A 19,533-nucleotide genomic window follows, 5' to 3' on the forward strand; every position below is an offset into this window, starting at 1 on the left:
CATCGTTATGAACCTAAATCCTTTGCCTTTTATAGAAGGCGCAGCACCGTTAGGTAGAGCAAAATTGTGAGTGAAACGTATGGGCTAAACAGTAGCTGCCACATCCAAGCTCTTGGCTTAAATCCAATACCGTAAACCATGCTTGAGCAAACAGCCCAGATAAACATTGGCCCGATGATCGCGTTAAAGCCCCCGATGCTTGTCGCATACGCTTCAGGATCCCACATCACTAAACCAACATGCATGAAACCCAATACCAAGGATAAAGCTCTTAATAGAGTCTTATCCATTGGTTGATGCAGTTTAGCGATTTGCTCTGCGAGATTACTCACTGTCTTTGTCCATCATTTCTGAATGCTCTAGCCAAAGAGCATTAATGATGCCGAATGCACATGCTAGAAGTACACCCAAAATCCATGCGAAATACCACATAAAATTTCTCCTAAGTTATTTAACTTCTAGCTTAGTAAGCTGAAACGTCGTTATCTTCGATGTGTTTCTTATCTAGACGACCGAACATTTTGTAATATGTCCAAGTTGTGTAGCCAAGAATCACCGGAACCATTACCGCCGCAACAGCAGTCATAAGGCCAAGCGTGAGCTCACTCGCTGTTGAATCCCACATAGTCAAACTATGGCTAGGATTCAGGCTTGATGGCATTACGAATGGGAACATTGCAAAACCAGCCGTTAAAATAACACCTGCGTTCGATAGACTTGAGAACAAGAATGCGAAACCACCACGCTCAAAGCGAGATGCAATCACAGCAAGCAGTGGCATCGCTACCCCAAGGATCGGTGCAGCCCACATTGCTGGATACGTTTCGAAGTTTGTCATCCAAGCACCCACTTGAAGTGATACTTCTTTGTTTAGAGGGTTTGAATCAGCAAACGTATCGATAGTGCTTGTAATAACATAGCCTTCGATAGATTGAACCCAGAAACCACCAATAACGAACAGAGCAATAGCAATTAGGCCAGTGATCTGAGCAACGTTACGAGCACGAGCGTGCAGCTCTTCTGTAGTCTTCATTTGAAGCCATGTTGCACCTTGCATCACGAACAACATCAGAGCTAATACACCACAAAGCAATGCAAACGGGTTTAGCAGAGCGAAGAACGTGCCATGGTACTTAGACATCATAAATTCGTTCAGGTCAAATGGAACACCTTGTAATAGGTTACCAAATGCTACACCGAAGATGATTGGTGGAACTGTACCACTAAAGCAAAGTGCGTAGTCCCAAGTTTTGCGCCATTTTGGATCTTCGATCTTAGAACGGTAATCAAGAGCAAGTGGTCGTAACCAAAGCGCTGCTAACGTCGCATACATTGCGAAGTAGAAGCCAGAAAACGATGTTGCGTAAACCAGTGGCCACGCAGCAAACAATGCGCCACCCGCAGTGATAAGCCAAACTTGGTTACCATCCCAGTGAGGGGCAATCGTGTTTAGCATAATACGGCGTTCAGTGTCGCTCTTACCGATAACCGGTGAAAGAGCAGCAACACCCATATCGAAGCCATCAGTTACGGCGAAACCAACCAGTAGAACACCGATCAATACCCACCAAATAAGTCGTAAGCTTTCGTAATCAAACATAATATTCCCTCACTTATACTTCGACTGAACGGCTAACTTTGTCTTCAACAGAGTTATCGTTTTGTTCAAAGTGGTAACGGCCTGTCTTTAAGCTACTTGGACCTTTACGTGCGAATTTCAGCATTAGGTAAACTTCAGCAATCAAGAACACTGTGTACAGTGCCAGAATAGCGAATAGAGAAGTCCAAAGCTGTTCAATAGTTAGTGCTGATGCTGCAACGTTAACCGGTAGGATTTCACCAACCGCCCATGGTTGACGACCAAACTCAGCAACGAACCAACCCGCTTCGATCGCAATCCAAGGAAGTGGGATTGAGAACAGCGCCGCTTTAAGTACCCATGGTTTCTGTTCGATCTTTTGACGACACGTTTGAACAAACGCTGCGCCGAATACAAACAACATGATGAAGCCACAAGCAACCATCAGACGGAATGACCAGAATAGAGGCCAAACTGTTGGGATAGAATCATCCGCAGCCATTTGGATTTGCTCTTCTGTTGCATCAACAACGTCGTCTGTGTAGCGCTTAAGAAGTAGACCGTAACCTAGGTCACCTTTCACTTCGTCGAATGCCACCATGTTTTCTTCAGACTTATCGCCTGAACGTAGCTTTTCAAGCAGCTCGTATGCGTACATACCCGTGCGGATACGATCAACGTGGTCATCACGCAGGTCACGCAGGCCTGTTACTTCTTTATCAAGAGAACGTGTTGCGATAATACCCATTACGTAAGGAATCTTAATTGCGTAGTCAGTATCCATTGTTTCTTGGTTTGGAATACCAAAAACAGTGAATGCAGCTGGTGCTTCTTCAGTGTGCCACTCTGCTTCTACAGCAGCGAGTTTCACTTTTTGAACTTCACCAAGCTCGTAACCAGATTCATCACCTAGCACGATTACTGACAGGATCGCCGCCATACCGAAAGATGCTGCAATCGCAAAAGAACGACGAGCAAAGGCAAGGTCACGACCTTTAAGAATGTAGTATGAGCTGATACCAAGGATGAACATTGCACCCGTTGTGTAACCAGACGCTACTGTGTGTACGAATTTAACCTGTGCTACTGGGTTTAGTACAACTTCAGCGAAGCTCACCATTTCCATACGCATCGTTTCAAAGTTAAATTCCGCACCCACTGGGTTTTGCATCCAGCCGTTAGCTACCAAGATCCAAAGCGCAGAGAAGTTAGAACCAAGTGCTACTAACCAAGTTACCGCTAAGTGTTGACGCTTCGACAATCTGTCCCAACCGAAGAAGAAAAGACCAACAAAAGTAGACTCTAGGAAGAATGCAACAAGCGCTTCGATAGCCAGCGGTGCACCAAAGATGTCGCCAACATAGTGAGAATAGTAAGACCAGTTAGTACCGAACTGGAACTCCATGGTTAAGCCTGTCGCTACACCAAGAGCAAAGTTAATACCAAACAATTTACCCCAGAACTTAGTCATGTCCTTGTAAATTTGCTTGCCAGTCATTACATAAACTGACTCCATAATGGCAAGTAGAAATGCCATACCTAGTGTCAGTGGAACAAATAGGAAGTGATACATCGCTGTAAATGCAAATTGCAATCGCGACAGATCAACAACATCAATCATGGTAACTCCTTTGTGTCGGCTGAATGACACTTGTGTGATTATTCACCGCAAAAATCCATGTTAAAACAATTTATGTAATTGTTATTACAAATTGAAATTTGTAGCAAAAACGTACCGTTATAGTTAGATTATTGTTAAGCATGAGCTAATATAGCTGGCGCTAATATTACTGGTAAAATCAGTATGTTTCAAAAGATTTATAGGAGAAGCCTGCGTTGATTTGTATCAATTTTATTCACGCAAATTAGAGGTATTTTTGAACAATCATGATTAAAATCACACCAATTTGAGCTCTGTTAATAACAGCGCATGATATCTGTGACAAAAGCTCAGCACCACTTCAACATACAAATTACAACTACCCATAAAGTACTAACAAAAGTTATGACAACTTATTTCAATTTTTGTTAGCCAAATCAAACCTGAAATCAAAGTTTTCATTTTTGAAACCCGCTATTCAGCCTTTTTATCGATTAGCGCAAAGAGTTGTTATTCAGTAAAATGCAAAAAACCCCAGCGCTTATGCAACTGGGATCTTTAAAAATGAATAATTTAACGATTAGACGGCTTATCTATTCCGAAGTGTAAATAAGCTCTGTCGGTCGCGATTCGACCTCTTGGCGTTCTTTGTAGGTAACCTTGCTGAATCAAGTAAGGCTCTAACACGTCTTCAATGGTGTCTCTTTCTTCACCGATCGCTGCAGCCATATTGTCGATACCCACTGGACCACCACCAAACTTTTCCATGATCGCAAGCAGAAGCTTTCTATCCATGTAGTCAAAACCTTTAGCATCGACATCCAACATGTTAAGCGCTTTATCGGCAACCTCTGGGCAGATATGACCATCTCCTTTCACTTCCGCATAGTCGCGTACACGGCGCAGTAAACGATTGGCAATACGTGGTGTACCACGAGCACGACGAGCAACTTCTAACGCCCCTTCTGATTCCATAGAAAGACCAAGGCAATCAGCGCTTCGTTGCACGATGTTTTGCAAGTCTTCAACTTTGTAATACTCAAGACGCTGAGTGATACCAAAACGGTCACGTAACGGAGACGTAAGCGAGCCAGCACGAGTCGTTGCGCCTATCAACGTAAAAGGTGGAAGATCGATCTTGATAGAGCGTGCCGCAGGGCCTTCACCAATCATGATATCTAATTGGTAATCTTCCATTGCTGGATACAACACCTCTTCAACCACAGGGCTAAGGCGGTGGATCTCATCAATGAATAGGACATCATTTTCTTCAAGGTTAGTCAGCAGCGCCGCTAGGTCGCCGGCTTTTTCCAGTACAGGGCCTGAAGTGGTGCGAATGTTTACATCCATTTCATTAGCAACAATGTTCGCCAACGTGGTTTTCCCCAAGCCTGGAGGACCAAATATCAACAAATGATCGAGGGCCTCATTACGCAATTGCGCCGCTTTGATGAAAATTTCCATTTGGCCACGAACATGATCCTGACCTTGATAGTCAGCAAGTGCTTTAGGGCGTATTGCACGATCAATGACATCTTCATCTTTGAATACTGGGTTGTCCGGTGCAATAAGGCGATCGGCTTCAATCATAAATTCTGCTATTCCTAACTATGCGCTTGTTGACTCTGCGCTTCTTGACTCTGTGTAAAGGCAAAGTGAATGAGCCTGTTTTGTAGAACAAGTATATGAGGTATTAAACCATCGATTTCAGTGCTTCGCGAATTAACTGCTCGCTGGTCATGCCATCTTTAGCCACTTGAGAAACCACCTTAGAAGCTTGAGTCGGCTTGTAACCTAATGCAAGTAACGCACTTACCGCTTCTTCTTCAGCGTCGTGAACGGTTGGCATAGAATCAATTGGTGCTGCATCCGTCGCTGGAGTAAATAGGTCACCCGCGCCCCACCCTTTCAGGCGGTCTTTCATTTCAACAACCAGACGTTCTGCGGTTTTCTTACCGACACCCGGCAGTTTCACTAGCGTAGAAATATCTTCACGTTCAACACTCTGAACAAACTGACTCGCCGTCATACCTGAAAGAATACCAAGACCAAGTTTAGGACCAACACCATTTGCTTTGATAACTTCACGGAACAGCGCACGCTCTTTAACTGTATTGAAGCCGTAAAGCAGTTGTGCATCTTCACGAACAACAAAGTGAGTGTAGATAATTGCCTCTTCGCCCACATTTGGTAATTCATAAAAACAGCTCATTGGCATTTGAACTTCATAGCCAACGCCACTCACTTCGATTAGTAATTCTGGTGGCTGTTTTTCTATTAATGTACCGCGTAGACGTCCGATCACAATTCACTCTCTTGATGGAATATAATTTGAGGGACAGAATATAAAAGAACTGGATGCTTATCCAGTTCTTTGTGTTTATTAAGATGATTTATTTAAGCTTGCTTAGCTTAAGAAACCGAATGATTCTGTCTTCAGAAACGCCATAGCCTATGGTTATCGGTAACGCCCTTTTCTTGCTCCTGTTGCTTTACCCGCAAGCGCTATCAAAGTTTTATTGGTGTTGGCGTGAGTGATCGCTACGCCTAGAGCATCGGCAGCATCGGCCTGTGGTTTAGCGGGTAACTTAAGCATGCTCATCACCATGTTCTGAACCATAGACTTGTCCGCACCACCATTACCCGTCACCGCTTGCTTAATTAAACGAGCCGCGTATTCATGAACAGGCAAATCCGCATTTACAGCCGCTACGATCGCGCTGCCCCTAGCTTGCCCAAGCTTAAGCGCTGAGTCTGCATTCTTAGCCATGAAGACCTGCTCTATCGCAAACACATCCGGTTGGAACTGAGTAATAATTTCGCTCACACCGGCGTAGATTTGTTTGAGTCGGCCCGGCAACTCTTTTTCTGAGGTGCGAATGCAACCACTCCCTAAGTAATATAGGTGGCGGCCATTTTGACGAATAACACCGTAACCGGTAATGCGTGAGCCAGGGTCAATCCCTAAGATAATAGACATAACTTCAAATACTGATTATTTATACATGCTTTATGAGCTTAGTATATCGAACGCAAAAAAAAATGCCCGTCAAATTAACGGGCATTTTATTGTTCTACTACAAAATTTAGCTCTATCGAAAACTCAAAGCTTCAGTAGAAAGTTAGGCTAATCGCTTGATTAGTCTTCTTTCTTCGCTAGTTTAACTGCGATTGCTAGCTCTTCCAGTGATGCTGGGTTCGCTAGGCTTGGCGCGTCTGTTAGTAGACATGCTGCAGCTGTTGTTTTCGGAAATGCGATAACGTCACGGATGTTCTCAGTACCACAAAGCAGCATTGCTAGACGGTCAAGACCGAATGCTAGACCAGCGTGCGGTGGCGTGCCGTACTTAAGCGCTTCAAGTAGGAAGCCGAACTTCTCTTGTTGCTCTTGTGCTTCGATACCTAGGATACCAAATACCGCTGTTTGCATTTCTGCGTTGTGGATACGTACAGAACCGCCGCCTACTTCGTAGCCGTTGATTACCATGTCGTATGCATCAGAATTTGCTGCTGCTGGGTTCGCTTTTAGCTCTTCCGCGTTCACACCTAGTGGTGATGTGAATGGGTGGTGCATTGCGTGTAGGTTACCTTCGCCGTCTTCTTCGAACATTGGGAAGTCAACAACCCACAGTGGAGCCCATGCAGATGTGTCTGTTAGCTCTAGATCCGTACCTAGTTTAAGACGAAGTGCGCCCATTGCTTCAGCAACGATGCCCGCTTTGTCTGCGCCGAACAGAATGATATCGCCAGATTCAGCTTGAGTACGATCTAGAATACCGTTGATTACGTCTTCGCTTAGGAATTTAGCAACTGGAGATTGAATACCTTCCATGCCTGCAGCACGGTCGTTAACCTTCATCCAAGCTAGGCCTTTCGCGCCGTAGATGTTTACGTGTTCAGCGTAGCCGTCGATTTGCTTACGAGTTAGCTTAGCACCACCTGGAACACGGATAACTGCTACGCGACCTTTTTCGTCGTTAGCTGGGCCAGAGAATACCTTGAATTCAACATCTTTAACCAAGTCAGCAATGTCCACTAGCTCTAGTGGGTTACGTAGATCTGGCTTATCAGAACCGAAACGACGAATCGCTTCAGAGAAAGGCATTACTGGGAATTGACCTAGTTCAACATCTAGAAGTTCTTTCCACATATCGTGAACAAGCTTCTCAGTCACGTTACGTACTTCTTGAGAAGTCATGAAAGATGTTTCGATATCGATTTGAGTAAATTCAGGCTGACGGTCAGCACGTAAATCTTCATCACGGAAACATTTAACGATTTGGTAGTAACGGTCAAAACCAGACATCATCAGCAGTTGCTTGAAAAGCTGAGGAGATTGAGGAAGTGCGTAGAAGCTACCTTTGTGAACACGGCTTGGTACTAGGTAGTCACGAGCACCTTCTGGTGTCGCTTTCGTTAGTACTGGCGTTTCGATGTCTAGGAATAAGTTCTCATCTAGGAAACGACGAACGAAGCTAGAAGCACGTGCACGAAGCTTAATACGGTCGCTCATTTCTGGACGACGAAGATCGATGTAACGGTACTTAAGACGCTGCTCTTCAGAGTTCGTTTGGTTGAAGTCTAGTGGAAGCGCTTCTGAACGGTTAATGATCTCTAGACCCGTCGCGTAAAGTTCTACTTCACCAGTAGTCATGTCTTTATTTACTTGGCTGTCCGGACGAACTCGTACTTCACCAGTAAACTTGATACAGAATTCATTACGCAGTTGGTTAGCGATCGGGAAGATATCTTTCATATCTGGATCGACAACAACCTGAACGATGCCTTCACGATCACGCATATCAATAAAGATAAGACCGCCTAAATCACGGCGACGGTTTACCCAGCCGCACAATTCTACAGTTTGTCCCGCCAGGGACTTGTTCAGGTTACCACAGTAATGGGTACGCATAATGAATTTCCCAATCTCTTAATTATTTACTAATTTCCAAGCTGTCAGTGGTCATTCCACACAACAGAGCAAAGGAACATTTATACGCGGAAACTCGCTTAAAATCGACCTTCCACATTCGAATTTATTGTGTTTTATCTGGCTTTGCTGCTTTTTAGCCCATCAAGTGCGCAAAGATTCATCAAAACCGAAAAAATTGCGATAATTATATCTCGAAAGTACCTTAATCAGCAAAACTCTCGTAAAGTAGATTTTCGTTTCAACCCAAAAACTTTTTGTAATGACTGATGGCGTGATGGATAACGGTGTAATAGATGGATAATCGTGTAATAACAACAGAAACTTTACCTCTAAGACTTGGATTAACTATGTGGTCTCATTCTGAGTGGCAAAGTCAGTTCTACGGTAAAGGCACCAAGCCTGCCGAACGCTTGGAAAAATACACCCAAGTTTTCCATACCGTTGAGGGCAACACCACCTTTTACGCTACGCCAAGTATGTCTACCGTTCACAATTGGAAAGCGGCCAGTCACGATGATTTCAAGTTCACCTTCAAATTGCCCAAATTCATCACCCACCTGCAACAACTGAGACACTGCCAAGCCGAACTCAAAGAGTTCTTGATGACGATGTCGCCACTGCATGACCGTATTGGTCAATGGACGATTCAGCTGCCGCACAGTTTTGAGCCCAGCATGCTGCCTGCCCTACAAAAGTTTTGCACCTTATTCCCAAAAGATATGCAGCTTGGCGTCGAAGTTCGACACTTAGGTTTCTTTGATAAGGGCGATGCGGAAAAACGCTTCAACCAATGGCTGGTTGAGGAAGGCATCAATCGCATCATTATGGACAGCCGCCCCGTTTTCTCTGCGCCACCCACCACAGAAGCGGTGATCGATGCGCATCAGAAAAAACCGCGTGTTCCTGTTCATGCAATTGCTACCGCCAATAACCCGATGATTCGATTTATTGGTCACCCAGACCAAGAACCTAATATTGAGTTTTTTAAGCCTTGGTTTGCCAAAATCCCAAACTGGCTTAATGAAGGCAAGCAGCCCTATTTAATGATCCACACCCCAGACAATAACCACGCACCTGAACTTGCGATTGCTATTTATAAGAGGCTACAAAAGCAAGTCTCTGAAAATACATCATTATTACTGCCCGAACTGGCTCAGTTTCCGGCTCAGAAAGGCAATAATCAAATCTCGATGTTTTAACCCATCACCTATCAGCAACTTCGAACCTTGAGCTAAATCTCAGTTTTCGTGACAGTGGCGCTTTTTTTACGTAAAATACGTCCCCTTTTATTTGGTATGAATTTTGTGCCAATTACGCTGACTGTCGAGAGAAAATGCCATGAGCAACACAGACAATATCTTTTCCGCTCCTATTGATAAAATTGGAGACTTCACCTTTGATGCAAGGGTTGCTGAAGTATTTCCGGATATGATTCAACGCTCGGTGCCTGGCTATAGCAATATCATCTCTGCAATCGGCATGCTGGCTGAGCGCTTTGTAAAGCCACATTCAAATATTTACGACCTTGGCTGCTCTCTTGGTGCGGCGACACTTTCTATGCGTCGTCACATTCAGCAAGAAGGCTGCACGATTTTCGCTATCGATAACTCAGAAGCCATGGTTGAGCGCTGTAAATTGCACGTTAATGCTTACCGTAGTGACACACCAGTAGAGGTGATTGAAGCCGATATTCGTGAAGTGGAGATCAAAGACGCTTCGGTTGTGGTACTTAACTTCACGCTGCAATTCCTGTCGCCAGACGATCGATACGCTCTACTTGAAAAAATTCATGCAGGCCTGCGCCCTGGCGGGATCTTAATCCTGTCAGAAAAATACGTATTCGAAGACGAAAGCTCAAACGAACTGCTTATCGACCTGCACCACGATTTCAAGCGTGCTAACGGATACAGCGAACTGGAAGTCAGCCAGAAACGCAGCGCAATTGAAAACGTAATGCGCCCAGACTCGATCCCTGTTCACAGAGAACGATTTGATAAGATTGGCTTCTCAAGCAGCGAAGTTTGGTTCCAATGTTTCAACTTTGGTTCAATGTTCGCGATTAAGTAGCCTACAAACCTGGTCAGCTCGTATTAGAACGTCATCCTCACTGTAGGAAATGACAAATTTAATTTTTATTTTAGGGTTTATTGCCCCTATTAACTCAGTGAAAAACTATGTTTAATTTTGCCAATTTTTATCAACTTATTGCCCAAGACACTCGCCTTCAGCCGTGGCTCAATGTTCTGCCACAGCAACTGACAGATTGGCAAAATGCAGAGCACGGTGACTTCGACCGTTGGTTACGTGCACTAAACAAGATTCCACAAGGTGTACCAGACCAAGTTGACCTGAAGAACTCAGTGACGATTGGCAGCTCAACACCATTTCACACAGGTGAGCTTAAAAAGCTAGAAAGCCTATTAAAGACGTTCCACCCATGGAGAAAAGGCCCTTACACGGTTCACGATATTCATATCGATACTGAGTGGCGTAGTGACTGGAAATGGGATCGTGTGCTTCCACATATCTCCCCATTGAAAAACCGTTCGGTTCTCGATGTAGGTTGTGGTAATGGTTACCACATGTGGCGCATGCTCGGTGAAGGTGCTCGCTTAACGGTTGGTATCGACCCTTCTCATCTATTCTTGGTTCAGTTTGAAGCAATTCGTAAGTTAATGGGCGATGACCAACGTGCTCACCTATTACCTCTAGGTATCGAGCAGCTGCCAAAGCTAGAAGCCTACGACACAGTATTCAGCATGGGTGTGCTTTACCACCGTCGTTCGCCACTTGACCACTTGATTCAGCTAAAAGACCAATTGGTGTCTGGCGGTGAACTGGTTCTTGAAACCTTAGTCATTGAAGGCGATGAAAATGCGGTACTGGTCCCTGTTGACCGTTACGCACAGATGAGAAACGTGTACTTCTTCCCTTCAGCTCGCGCACTGAAACGCTGGCTGGAACAAGTTGGCTTTGAAGACGTACGTATCGTTGATGAAAATGTCACGACAATTGGTGAACAACGCACCACAGAATGGATGACGCACAACTCTCTTCCAGATTATCTAGATCCGAACGATCCAAATAAAACGGTTGAAGGCCACCCAGCGCCAAGACGTGCGATTTTGGTAGCAACAAAACCATAGAATCTCTGCCCACAAAGCAGTGGCATATTGAGTAAATAAAACACAAGCCTATATAAGACAGCAAAACAATGGCTTGCCATGGTCAAAAAGTCACCGTTGATTTCGCGATGAACTTTTCTTCCTGAGCTCACAAATTGAACAAAAATTGACTTATGTTTAATAAGTGAGCTATTTCAAATAGCAATAATTGGCGTAGCGCTCACATTGCGATTCAATATGACCAGACTCTTACAATAGGATGCTTCACGCATCCTTTTTTGTGGGCTAAACTTCTAAATAGTCTGAACTATTCTCTAATTCTCAAAGGTTTTTTTATGTTTAAGCGATTATCGCCGATTGTGGCGGTTGGTTTGCTCTCTGGTTGTACCCTGACTAACGGTGCCGCCTACCACCAAGAAACTCTCGATGCTATTGCCCGCTCAGAGACAAACATCGCAAATAAGGTTCAAAATCTTGAACTGCAACTAAGCAATCAAAGTGATTATATTGAAAGCTTAGAAGACGAAATTACTACCCTTTCTAGCCAATTAGATGTCCATCTAACTAGCATGGAACACAAGGTTATTGAAGAGCTAGAGGAAGAGGAACCGGTCGCTATTGCCGTTGCTCCTATCGCTCCTATATCACAACCGACTATCCTTGGCGGCATCGAAAAAGTGTTTATCGACTCTATCAAGCAAAGCTTTGATGCTCGTGTTGATACAGGTGCAACCACCTCTTCTTTAAACGCTGTCGATATCAAAGAATTCGAACGTAACGGCAAGAACTGGGTTAAATTTCACCTAGACGACAAAGCCCAAGCTAAAGAAGACCAGAAATGGATTGAAGCGCCTGTTGTACGTTATGTAAAAATCCGTCAATCAACCAATGATCAAGCAGAACGTCGAGCTGTGATCGAATTATGGGTGAAAGTTGGAAAAATCCATGAAAAAGCGCAATTTACATTGGCGGATCGCTCTCAAATGAGTCACCCTGTGTTACTAGGGCGCGAATTTATCAAAGACATAGCGCTAGTAGATGTAAGTAAAAAGTACGTACAAACGGAAGTTAAATAACAATAGTAGGGTAAGCTATGACGTCAAGAATTCCATTTTATATCTCTATATTCCTGCTTATTGTGGCAGGTATAACACTGAGTATGTTCAGACATACGACCTACGGTGTACCTTGGACTCCAGGGGAAACCAGACAGGTTTGGGACGTTGAAGCTCGCATCGAGTTCAACGCAGTAGGCAAAGAAGCAAAAGTTTCCTTAGCGGCTCCTCATACTCAGTCTAACTACACACTTATCGGCGAATCGGCTTCATCGCCGGGTTATGGTATCTCTTACTTGAATACCGAATCAGGTCGCCGCGCAGAGTGGTCTATTCGATACGCAGATGGCCCTCAAACTATCTACTACAAAACACAATTCCTAGTCGACAACCAAGCAAAAGTTGATGCTATACCGCCAGAAGGCGAAGTCGCACAGCCAAGCTTCGACGGCCCTGAAGAAGCCGCTTCTTTTGCATTGATTGATAGAGCGACAAAGCGTTCTGCAGACAACCTCACTTTTACCCGTGAGCTCATCAAAACACTTAACGATCCAGACAGCCAAAACTCAGCGCTTATTCTGAATAACATGACTAAAGTGGAAGCGACACACAAGCTACTTTCAGCAGCAAACATTCACAATAAAGTGGTTGGTGTTATCGAGCTAGAAGATGGACGTCGTCGTCAATCTATCCAGCAAATGAACCAGATCTGGGATAACGATCAATGGGTTTTATTCTCTCCTGAATCAAGCGAACAGCAAGTTCAGCCAAACCTGCTAATTTGGGATGAATCAAATGTATCTCTATTAGACGTGGTTGGCGGTCAGAACAGTAAAGTTCACTTCTCGATGATTGCTCAGGAGGTGACTCCCACTGAAGCAACCAACAGTAAAGTCTCTGCGGATCAACTGTTAAACCTTTCCATTCATAGTCTGCCGCTAGAAGAGCAAGCGATGTTTAAAACCATCATGCTGATTCCTATCGGTGCTCTGATTGTTGTGTTCCTTCGTGTCATCATAGGTCTGAAAACGTCCGGTACCTTCATGCCAGTACTGATTGCGGTAGCCTTTGTGCAAACACAATTGGTAACGGGTATTGTCGGTTTCCTACTTATCGTAGGTACGGGTCTGATTATTCGAAGTTACTTGTCCAAACTCAACTTACTACTGGTCGCCAGGATATCCGCCGTAATCATCACGGTAATCATGATTATTTCTGTATTCACTGTGGTCGCGTTTAAAGTGGGTCTGACTGAAGGTCTATCCATTACGTTCTTCCCAATGATTATCCTATCTTGGACTATCGAACGTATGTCTATCCTATGGGAAGAAGAAGGGGCGAAAGAGGTAGTGCTACAAGGTGGTGGTTCTCTATTTACCGCTGTTCTTGTTTACTTAGGCATGACTAACCCGTTCATCCAGCATTTAACGTTTAACTTTATTGGTTTACAGCTTGTTATTCTAGCGACCATCTTGCTACTAGGTAACTACACAGGATACCGTCTAACCGAGCTTCGTCGCTTTAAACCGCTAGCGGAGGACTAAGTTATGTTTGATCAGTTTACTTCACCGTTTAGGTTGAAAGACAAAGGCATAATGGGAATGAACAAGCGTAACCATAGTTATATTGGTCGCTACAATGATCGTTCCAAGTATCCACTCGTTGATGACAAGCTTAAGACGAAGATCATTGCTGAACAGGCTGGTGCTACTGTACCAAAACTGATTGGCGTGATTGGTCATCAAGCTGAAGTAAAAACAATCCACAAGATGGTAAAAGAGTGGCCGGGTTTCGTAATCAAGCCAGCTCAAGGCAGTGGTGGTAAAGGTATCCTTGTTGTGACTTCTCACAAGGACGGCGTTTACACCAAGCCATCGGGTTCGACTATCAATGAAGAAGACGTAGAGCGCCACATCAGTAACGCTCTCGCGGGTCTTTTCTCACTCGGTGGTAAGAACGATGTTGCTGTAGTTGAAAACCTCATCAAGTTTGACGAGTGTTTTGACGGCTTCAGTTACGAGGGTGTACCAGATGTACGAATCATTGTATTCAAGGGCTACCCTGTAATGGCGATGATGCGTCTATCGACTTCGGCTTCTGATGGTAAAGCTAACTTGCACCAAGGTGCTGTGGGCGTAGGTATTTGTATCGCTACGGGTAAAGCCGTTCGTGCGGTTCAATTTGACCACCCAGTGACTCACCACCCAGATACGGGGAAAGAGTTGGCGCTACTACAAGTACCCCATTGGGAAAAGCTGCTGACACTTGCATCAAGTGCTTGGGAAATGACAGGCCTTGGTTACATGGGTACGGACATGGTTTTAGACCAAGAAGAAGGCCCGATGGTACTGGAGCTAAACGCTCGCCCTGGATTAGCAATACAGATTGCAAACGGCGCAGGTTTATTACCTCGCTTGCATCATATTGAAAACCTGGGCACACCGGCTGAATACCCAAAACCAGCAGAGCGCGTTGCCTACGCTGCTAAGCAATTTGGTGTTCACGGTAGCGAAATTGTTCAAAACTAAGCTCATCTAAATTAAAGCGAAACGACTCAGTTATTGATACTGAATCTAGCTCGATAAAAAGGCCGCATAACTCTGAGAGTTACGCGGCTTTTTAATGCCAGCCGTCTTCACCGAGCTAATATGATTAAGCCTCTGTTACTTCACACTCAGGCTCACGAATAGGATCAATACGCACAGCCGCCACCTTAAATTCAGGGATCTTCGCGTGTGGATCAGTCGCTGTGGTAGTCAAACGGTTAACTGGTGATTCAACAAAATGGAATGGAATAAATACCACACCCTTTTGCATTCGTTTAGTCACAAAGGCCGCGATTTCGATTTCACCACGACGTGTTGAGACCTTAAGCATCTGACCATTCGAGATACCTAGCGCTTCAGCATCATGAACACTCACCATGGCACGCGGCCCTGCTAAGTTATCCAACCCTTTTGTTTTACGTGTCATGGTTCCGGTGTGGAACTGTTCTAGAATACGGCCTGTCGTTAATACTAACGGGTATTCCGCATCCGGTAGCTCAGCAGCGTATCTAAACGGAATCGCCTCCATTTGACCACGCCCACGCGTAAATTGGGTCTGGTGCATGATACGTGTGCCATCAGGGTTGTTCTTATTACTTGGCCATTGCACGCCGTTCACCGTAATGTTCTCCCAACGTAAACCACCATACTGTGGCGTGACACGCGCTATCTCATTGGTGATATCAGCAACCGAGTCATATTCCCAATTGCCGCCCATCGCATTAGCCAACATTTGGATAATCACCCAATCTTCTTTCGCTTCACCTGGAGGCAATACCGCCGGGTTAATACGCTGAACACGACGCTCGGTATTAGTAAAATGACCAGACTTCTCAGCAAACGAGCAAGACGGTAGCACCACATCGGCATATTGAGCGGTTTCGGTTAAGAAAATATCTTGAACCACGAGGAAATCTAACGCTTCAAGACCTTCAATCACATGCGCTTGGTTCGGGTCACTCAGCACTGGGTTCTCGCCCATTACGTACAGACCACGAACATCTCGATGACACGCTCCATCAATAATTTCGGTCAACGTTAAGCCTGTTTCAGCCGGTAAGTCAGAAACACCCCACTCCATCGCGAATTTTTGACGAACCATTGGGTTGTACACTTTCTGATAACCCGGAAGGTTATTTGGCAATGCGCCCATGTCACACGCACCCTGAACATTGGATTGACCACGTAATGGGTTGATACCGCCGCCTTCAATTCCGATATTGCCACACAAGAGCTGTAGGTTAGCGATTGATCGAACGTTATCGTGACCAGTGGTATGTTGCGTAATGCCCATCGAGTAGTACACCGCTGTACGCTCTGCAGTACCAATCAATCGCGCCATTGCGAAGATGTCTTCCGCTTTAACGCCAGTTACCAGCTCCACTTTGTCTAGTGAATAACTTGGTGACATTACCTCTTGAAGCAAGGTATCAAAGCCATCCACACGGTCTTCGATATACTCTTGGTCGTACCAACCGTGTTTGATTATTTGCTGCATCACACCATTGATCAACATTACATCAGTACCCGGTCGGTGCGCTAAATAAAGTTCAGCATGGTCAGCAATATCGATTCGTTTTGGATCGGCAACGATCAATCTCGCTCCACCATGTCTCACAGCTTGCTTGATATGCGAGCCAATAATTGGGTGTGCTGACGTGGTGTCGGAGCCAATAATAAAGATCACATCTGAGTGCTTGATGCTTGGAATATCATTGGTCATCGCCCCGCTACCTAGCGAAGCCTCTAAACCAGTAACAGTAGATGCGTGACAAAGGCGCGCACAGTGATCGACGTTATTGGTACCGAGTTCACGACGTATGAATTTTTGGAAGGCATAGTTATCTTCATTGGTGGTTTTCGCCGACGAGAACCCCGCTAAAGCGTTACTGCCAAAGCCTTGCTTAATCGCAGTAAACTTCTCGGCAATAAGCTTAACTGCCTCATCCCAACTTGCAGGTTGCAACCAGCCATCTTTACGAATTAATGGTGTGGTTAAACGCGCATCGCTGCCCACAAAATCGAAGCCAAATCGTCCCTTAACACACAACATGCCTTCATTAACCGGAGAGTCTCCGCCTTCGATATAGCGAATTTTGTTTTTCTGCTCATCGATATGCATGGTTAACTTACAACCCACACCGCAATAAGTGCAGATGGTATCGACTTTCTTGAGTACGTCTGTGTCTCCCTGCTTTCTGTCGCGAGCATCGACCATTGCACCGGTTGGACACGCCTGAATACACGATCCGCATTGAACGCAGTTTGAGTCGCCCATTAAGGTCTTGTCCGCCCCAAAGTTAGGACGACATTCTGGTCTTGATGCAGGTTTGCCATCCGATTGGTTCATGAAGCTTAGAACGCCATGAACATTCTGTTCTCGACACGCTTGGATACACTGGCCACAACTAATACAGCGGTTAGCGTCAAAGATAATGAACTCAGAACTGTCATCGACCGAAAATTTTTGTCTTGTTAACCCGACCTTCGCTTCTTCAGCACGAATCGCCTGCCAACTCTCATTCGAAGCCACATCGATTTTGTATTCAGGATGGGTTTGCGTTGCTTTGTATTCAGTCGAGTAGTCTCGTAGGTCGCAATCTGTATTAGCTTGGCAGCCACACTCTAGACATCTTGCAGCTTCAGCGATTGCATCGGCATTATCAAACCCTGTTTCTACTTCATCGAAGCTTTGTTCACGCTGTTCGGGCGTTAGCTCAGGCATGATCTTGCGCGCCATGCGTTGTATAGATTTGTATTGCTCAGGATCCACCGCTTTGAGCTGTTTGTGCTTTCTTGAGTTAAACGGTTTAGCCGGAATATTTTCCATATCACCATGGAAGAAGCGATCGATCGCTTGTGCAGCAATACGCCCATCCCCAACCGCTTCGACTGCAGTTGCAGGGCCGCGTCGGAAATCACCAATACTGAAAATATTTCCGGTTCCGGTATGCATGGTTTGTGGATCAGCATCTGCGGTATTCCAACGAGTAAGAGGAATATCAATTGCTTCATTGTCCATAAAACTCAGATCAGGCTTTTGTGACACGGCAGCAATAACCGTATCAAACGCTTCAACAAAGAACTCGCCCGTTGGTTTAGGGCTGCGACGACCTGAAGCATCAGCCGGACCCAAAGCCATACGCTCTAATCGTATTTCTGATACATGACCATTTTCATCGGCTATGTTTGCTGCCGGGTTGGTTAAGAAATGGAACTTCACACCTTCATGCTCAGCTTCTTCGATTTCGTAATCTTCTGCAGGCATCTCATCTCGAGTACGACGATAAATCAGCGTAGTATCCGCGCCATCACGCACCGCTGTTCGAGCGCAGTCAATCGCGGTATTTCCGCCACCAATTACTGCGACCTTTTTACCTGTGACATACTGCTGATCGGTCACGTAATCTTTCAGATAATCGACACCCAAATAACAACCGCCGAGTTCACTACCCGGGTAATTCATTTCAACCGCTTGTGATGCGCCAACGGCTAAACAAACCGCATCAAAATCGTTACTTAAATCAGACAGTGTAAAATCAACACCGAGTTTTTTACCGCACTCAACCACCATTCCGTTGCGACACATCAACTCGATTTCTTTATCTAGAATCGACTTAGGTAAGCGATATTCAGGGATACCGTAACGCAGCCAACCACCCGCTTTGGGCATCGACTCATAGACACTGACTTCATAGCCTTCGTTAGATAGGTAATAACCCGCCGTAAGCCCACCGGGGCCACTACCAACAATAGCAATGCTCTTGCCTTTATTTGGTTTCTTCGCTGGCATGTAGCTCTCTTGAGCCGCTAGATCCGCATCGGCAGCGTGTCGTTTGAGTTGGCGAATCGCAATGGATTCATCGACCAAGTTACGACGACATTCGGTTTCACAGAAAGCAGGACACACACGACCAATTGAAAGCGGCATTGGCAATGTCTTTTTGATCACTTCAATCGCTTTAATGTGATCATTTTGAGCAATATGGTGCAGGTAAGATTGGATGTCGACCCCAGCAGGACAGGCTGTTTGGCATGGCGCCTCACAGTCAGCGTAGTGATCGGTCATAATGCGATTCAACGCTTCTTGTCGATGATTCGTTAACTGTTTTGACTGAGTGGTAATATTCAACCCATTAGACACTTCAAGCTCACAAGAGCGAGTAACACCAACGCCATCAACTTCAACGACACACAAATCACACGGCACTTTATCCGCTGTTTTGTTCAAACCACATAAAGATGGGATCTCCAAACCACATGTTTTTGCCGCTTCAAGAACGGTTTGTCCTTGCTCGACGATTCGATATTTCCCATCAATCACGATTTGAATCATACCTAAGTCCTACCTTTACCTTTCGCACACGCGAGTTATCAACAATTAAAATTTAAGTAATACAATATTATTAATATTATTAAATCTATGTCATTACCATACATTATTTGTGGTTTTGTGCGTGTGACCTCAAACAAGTTCCATTGATAATAACCATAATGTATGAGTGGTCTTATCAGTGTCGACGAAAGGATTAAGCGGGAGGGGTTCTGCTGTAGAAGTAAGAAATTAGATTCAAGGTACAAAAAAGCCCCTAATGATTAGGGGCTTTGAACAAATATCATTGAGTCGCTTTCGAGCTTATAACTCAGTTATCAAGCTTATTGCTCGGCTATCAAGGCTATGACTCGGCTATCAAG

Annotated in this window: 15 protein-coding genes; 6 read left to right on the forward strand and 9 right to left on the reverse strand. The window is 44.9% G+C overall.

What is annotated here, in order from left to right; genetic code table 11:
• Positions 1 to 29 precede the first annotated feature (29 nt).
• The 8 genes from ybgE to aspS form a co-directional block, all read right to left on the reverse strand.
• A complete protein-coding gene (ybgE, locus tag AB4167_RS07590) occupies positions 30 to 332 on the reverse strand; it encodes a cyd operon protein YbgE (protein WP_017055065.1) in 303 nt (100 codons plus the stop codon).
• Entirely contained in the window at positions 325 to 432 is a 108-nt protein-coding gene (gene cydX, locus AB4167_RS07595; RefSeq protein ID WP_000270284.1) for a cytochrome bd-I oxidase subunit CydX, read from the reverse strand. The genes ybgE and cydX overlap by 8 nt, the downstream gene beginning before the upstream one ends.
• A 31-nt stretch (positions 433 to 463) precedes the next feature.
• Complete coding sequence (gene cydB, locus AB4167_RS07600) at positions 464 to 1,600, reverse strand: cytochrome d ubiquinol oxidase subunit II (protein ID WP_048659654.1); 1,137 nt, start codon at positions 1,598 to 1,600, stop codon at positions 464 to 466.
• A gap of 13 nt (positions 1,601 to 1,613) precedes the next feature.
• Complete coding sequence (gene cydA / locus AB4167_RS07605) at positions 1,614 to 3,200, reverse strand: cytochrome ubiquinol oxidase subunit I (protein WP_102432925.1); 1,587 nt, start codon at positions 3,198 to 3,200, stop codon at positions 1,614 to 1,616.
• Between the two features lie 552 nt (positions 3,201 to 3,752).
• A complete protein-coding gene (ruvB, locus tag AB4167_RS07610; protein ID WP_017062078.1) occupies positions 3,753 to 4,769 on the reverse strand; it encodes a Holliday junction branch migration DNA helicase RuvB in 1,017 nt (338 codons plus the stop codon).
• Between the two features lie 103 nt (positions 4,770 to 4,872).
• Complete coding sequence (gene ruvA / locus AB4167_RS07615) at positions 4,873 to 5,484, reverse strand: Holliday junction branch migration protein RuvA (protein WP_017062079.1); 612 nt, start codon at positions 5,482 to 5,484, stop codon at positions 4,873 to 4,875.
• A 153-nt stretch (positions 5,485 to 5,637) separates the two neighbouring features.
• Entirely contained in the window at positions 5,638 to 6,159 is a 522-nt protein-coding gene (gene ruvC / locus AB4167_RS07620; RefSeq protein WP_008219936.1) for a crossover junction endodeoxyribonuclease RuvC, read from the reverse strand.
• Positions 6,160 to 6,318: 159 nt separating this feature from the next.
• Positions 6,319 to 8,091 (reverse strand): aspartate--tRNA ligase, encoded by a 1,773-nt coding sequence (gene aspS, locus AB4167_RS07625; protein WP_372136368.1) that lies wholly within the window; start codon positions 8,089 to 8,091, stop codon positions 6,319 to 6,321.
• Between the two features lie 314 nt (positions 8,092 to 8,405).
• On the opposite strand from aspS, the gene AB4167_RS07630 reads away from it, so the two are divergent.
• The 6 genes from AB4167_RS07630 to AB4167_RS07655 all read left to right on the forward strand — a co-directional run bounded on the left by AB4167_RS07630 (position 8,406) and on the right by AB4167_RS07655 (position 14,820).
• Entirely contained in the window at positions 8,406 to 9,311 is a 906-nt protein-coding gene (locus tag AB4167_RS07630; RefSeq protein WP_372136369.1) for a DUF72 domain-containing protein, read from the forward strand.
• Between the two features lie 139 nt (positions 9,312 to 9,450).
• Positions 9,451 to 10,179: a carboxy-S-adenosyl-L-methionine synthase CmoA gene (cmoA, locus tag AB4167_RS07635; protein WP_017062083.1), complete on the forward strand. Its 729-nt coding sequence runs from the start codon at positions 9,451 to 9,453 to the stop codon at positions 10,177 to 10,179.
• 107 nt (positions 10,180 to 10,286) lie between these two features.
• Complete coding sequence (gene cmoB / locus AB4167_RS07640) at positions 10,287 to 11,258, forward strand: tRNA 5-methoxyuridine(34)/uridine 5-oxyacetic acid(34) synthase CmoB (protein WP_372136370.1); 972 nt, start codon at positions 10,287 to 10,289, stop codon at positions 11,256 to 11,258.
• Positions 11,259 to 11,572: 314 nt separating this feature from the next.
• A complete protein-coding gene (locus tag AB4167_RS07645; protein WP_372136371.1) occupies positions 11,573 to 12,313 on the forward strand; it encodes an ATP-dependent zinc protease in 741 nt (246 codons plus the stop codon).
• Between the two features lie 17 nt (positions 12,314 to 12,330).
• A complete protein-coding gene (locus tag AB4167_RS07650) occupies positions 12,331 to 13,836 on the forward strand; it encodes an inactive transglutaminase family protein (protein ID WP_372133572.1) in 1,506 nt (501 codons plus the stop codon).
• A 3-nt stretch (positions 13,837 to 13,839) separates the two neighbouring features.
• Entirely contained in the window at positions 13,840 to 14,820 is a 981-nt protein-coding gene (locus AB4167_RS07655; RefSeq protein ID WP_029235672.1) for an alpha-L-glutamate ligase-like protein, read from the forward strand.
• Between the two features lie 124 nt (positions 14,821 to 14,944).
• Here the strand turns inward: AB4167_RS07655 and fdhF are convergent, their stop codons facing one another.
• The gene (gene fdhF / locus AB4167_RS07660; protein WP_372136372.1) at positions 14,945 to 19,174 is read right to left on the reverse strand and encodes a formate dehydrogenase subunit alpha; all 4,230 of its coding nucleotides are present in this window, start codon (positions 19,172 to 19,174) and stop codon (positions 14,945 to 14,947) included.
• Positions 19,175 to 19,533: the final 359 nt, after the last annotated feature.

It is taken from the genome of Vibrio sp. 10N.286.49.E11, assembly GCF_041469505.1.
GTDB classification, from domain to species: domain Bacteria; phylum Pseudomonadota; class Gammaproteobacteria; order Enterobacterales; family Vibrionaceae; genus Vibrio; species Vibrio crassostreae_C.

Bases quoted from the DNA above. Each gene is read 5' to 3' on its own strand.
- AB4167_RS07650 (WP_372133572.1), top strand. From the start codon at position 12,331: ATGACGTCAAGAATTCCATTTTATATCTCTATATTCCTGCTTATTGTG.
- cmoB (WP_372136370.1), top strand. From the start codon at position 10,287: ATGTTTAATTTTGCCAATTTTTATCAACTTATTGCCCAAGACACTCGC.
- AB4167_RS07630 (WP_372136369.1), top strand. From the start codon at position 8,406: ATGGATAATCGTGTAATAACAACAGAAACTTTACCTCTAAGACTTGGA.
- AB4167_RS07645 (WP_372136371.1), top strand. From the start codon at position 11,573: ATGTTTAAGCGATTATCGCCGATTGTGGCGGTTGGTTTGCTCTCTGGT.
- cmoA (WP_017062083.1), top strand. From the start codon at position 9,451: ATGAGCAACACAGACAATATCTTTTCCGCTCCTATTGATAAAATTGGA.
- ruvC (WP_008219936.1), bottom strand. From the start codon at position 6,159: ATGTCTATTATCTTAGGGATTGACCCTGGCTCACGCATTACCGGTTAC.
- AB4167_RS07655 (WP_029235672.1), top strand. From the start codon at position 13,840: ATGTTTGATCAGTTTACTTCACCGTTTAGGTTGAAAGACAAAGGCATA.
- cydX (WP_000270284.1), bottom strand. From the start codon at position 432: ATGTGGTATTTCGCATGGATTTTGGGTGTACTTCTAGCATGTGCATTC.
- aspS (WP_372136368.1), bottom strand. From the start codon at position 8,091: ATGCGTACCCATTACTGTGGTAACCTGAACAAGTCCCTGGCGGGACAA.
- cydB (WP_048659654.1), bottom strand. From the start codon at position 1,600: ATGTTTGATTACGAAAGCTTACGACTTATTTGGTGGGTATTGATCGGT.
- cydA (WP_102432925.1), bottom strand. From the start codon at position 3,200: ATGATTGATGTTGTTGATCTGTCGCGATTGCAATTTGCATTTACAGCG.
- ruvB (WP_017062078.1), bottom strand. From the start codon at position 4,769: ATGATTGAAGCCGATCGCCTTATTGCACCGGACAACCCAGTATTCAAA.
- fdhF (WP_372136372.1), bottom strand. From the start codon at position 19,174: ATGATTCAAATCGTGATTGATGGGAAATATCGAATCGTCGAGCAAGGA.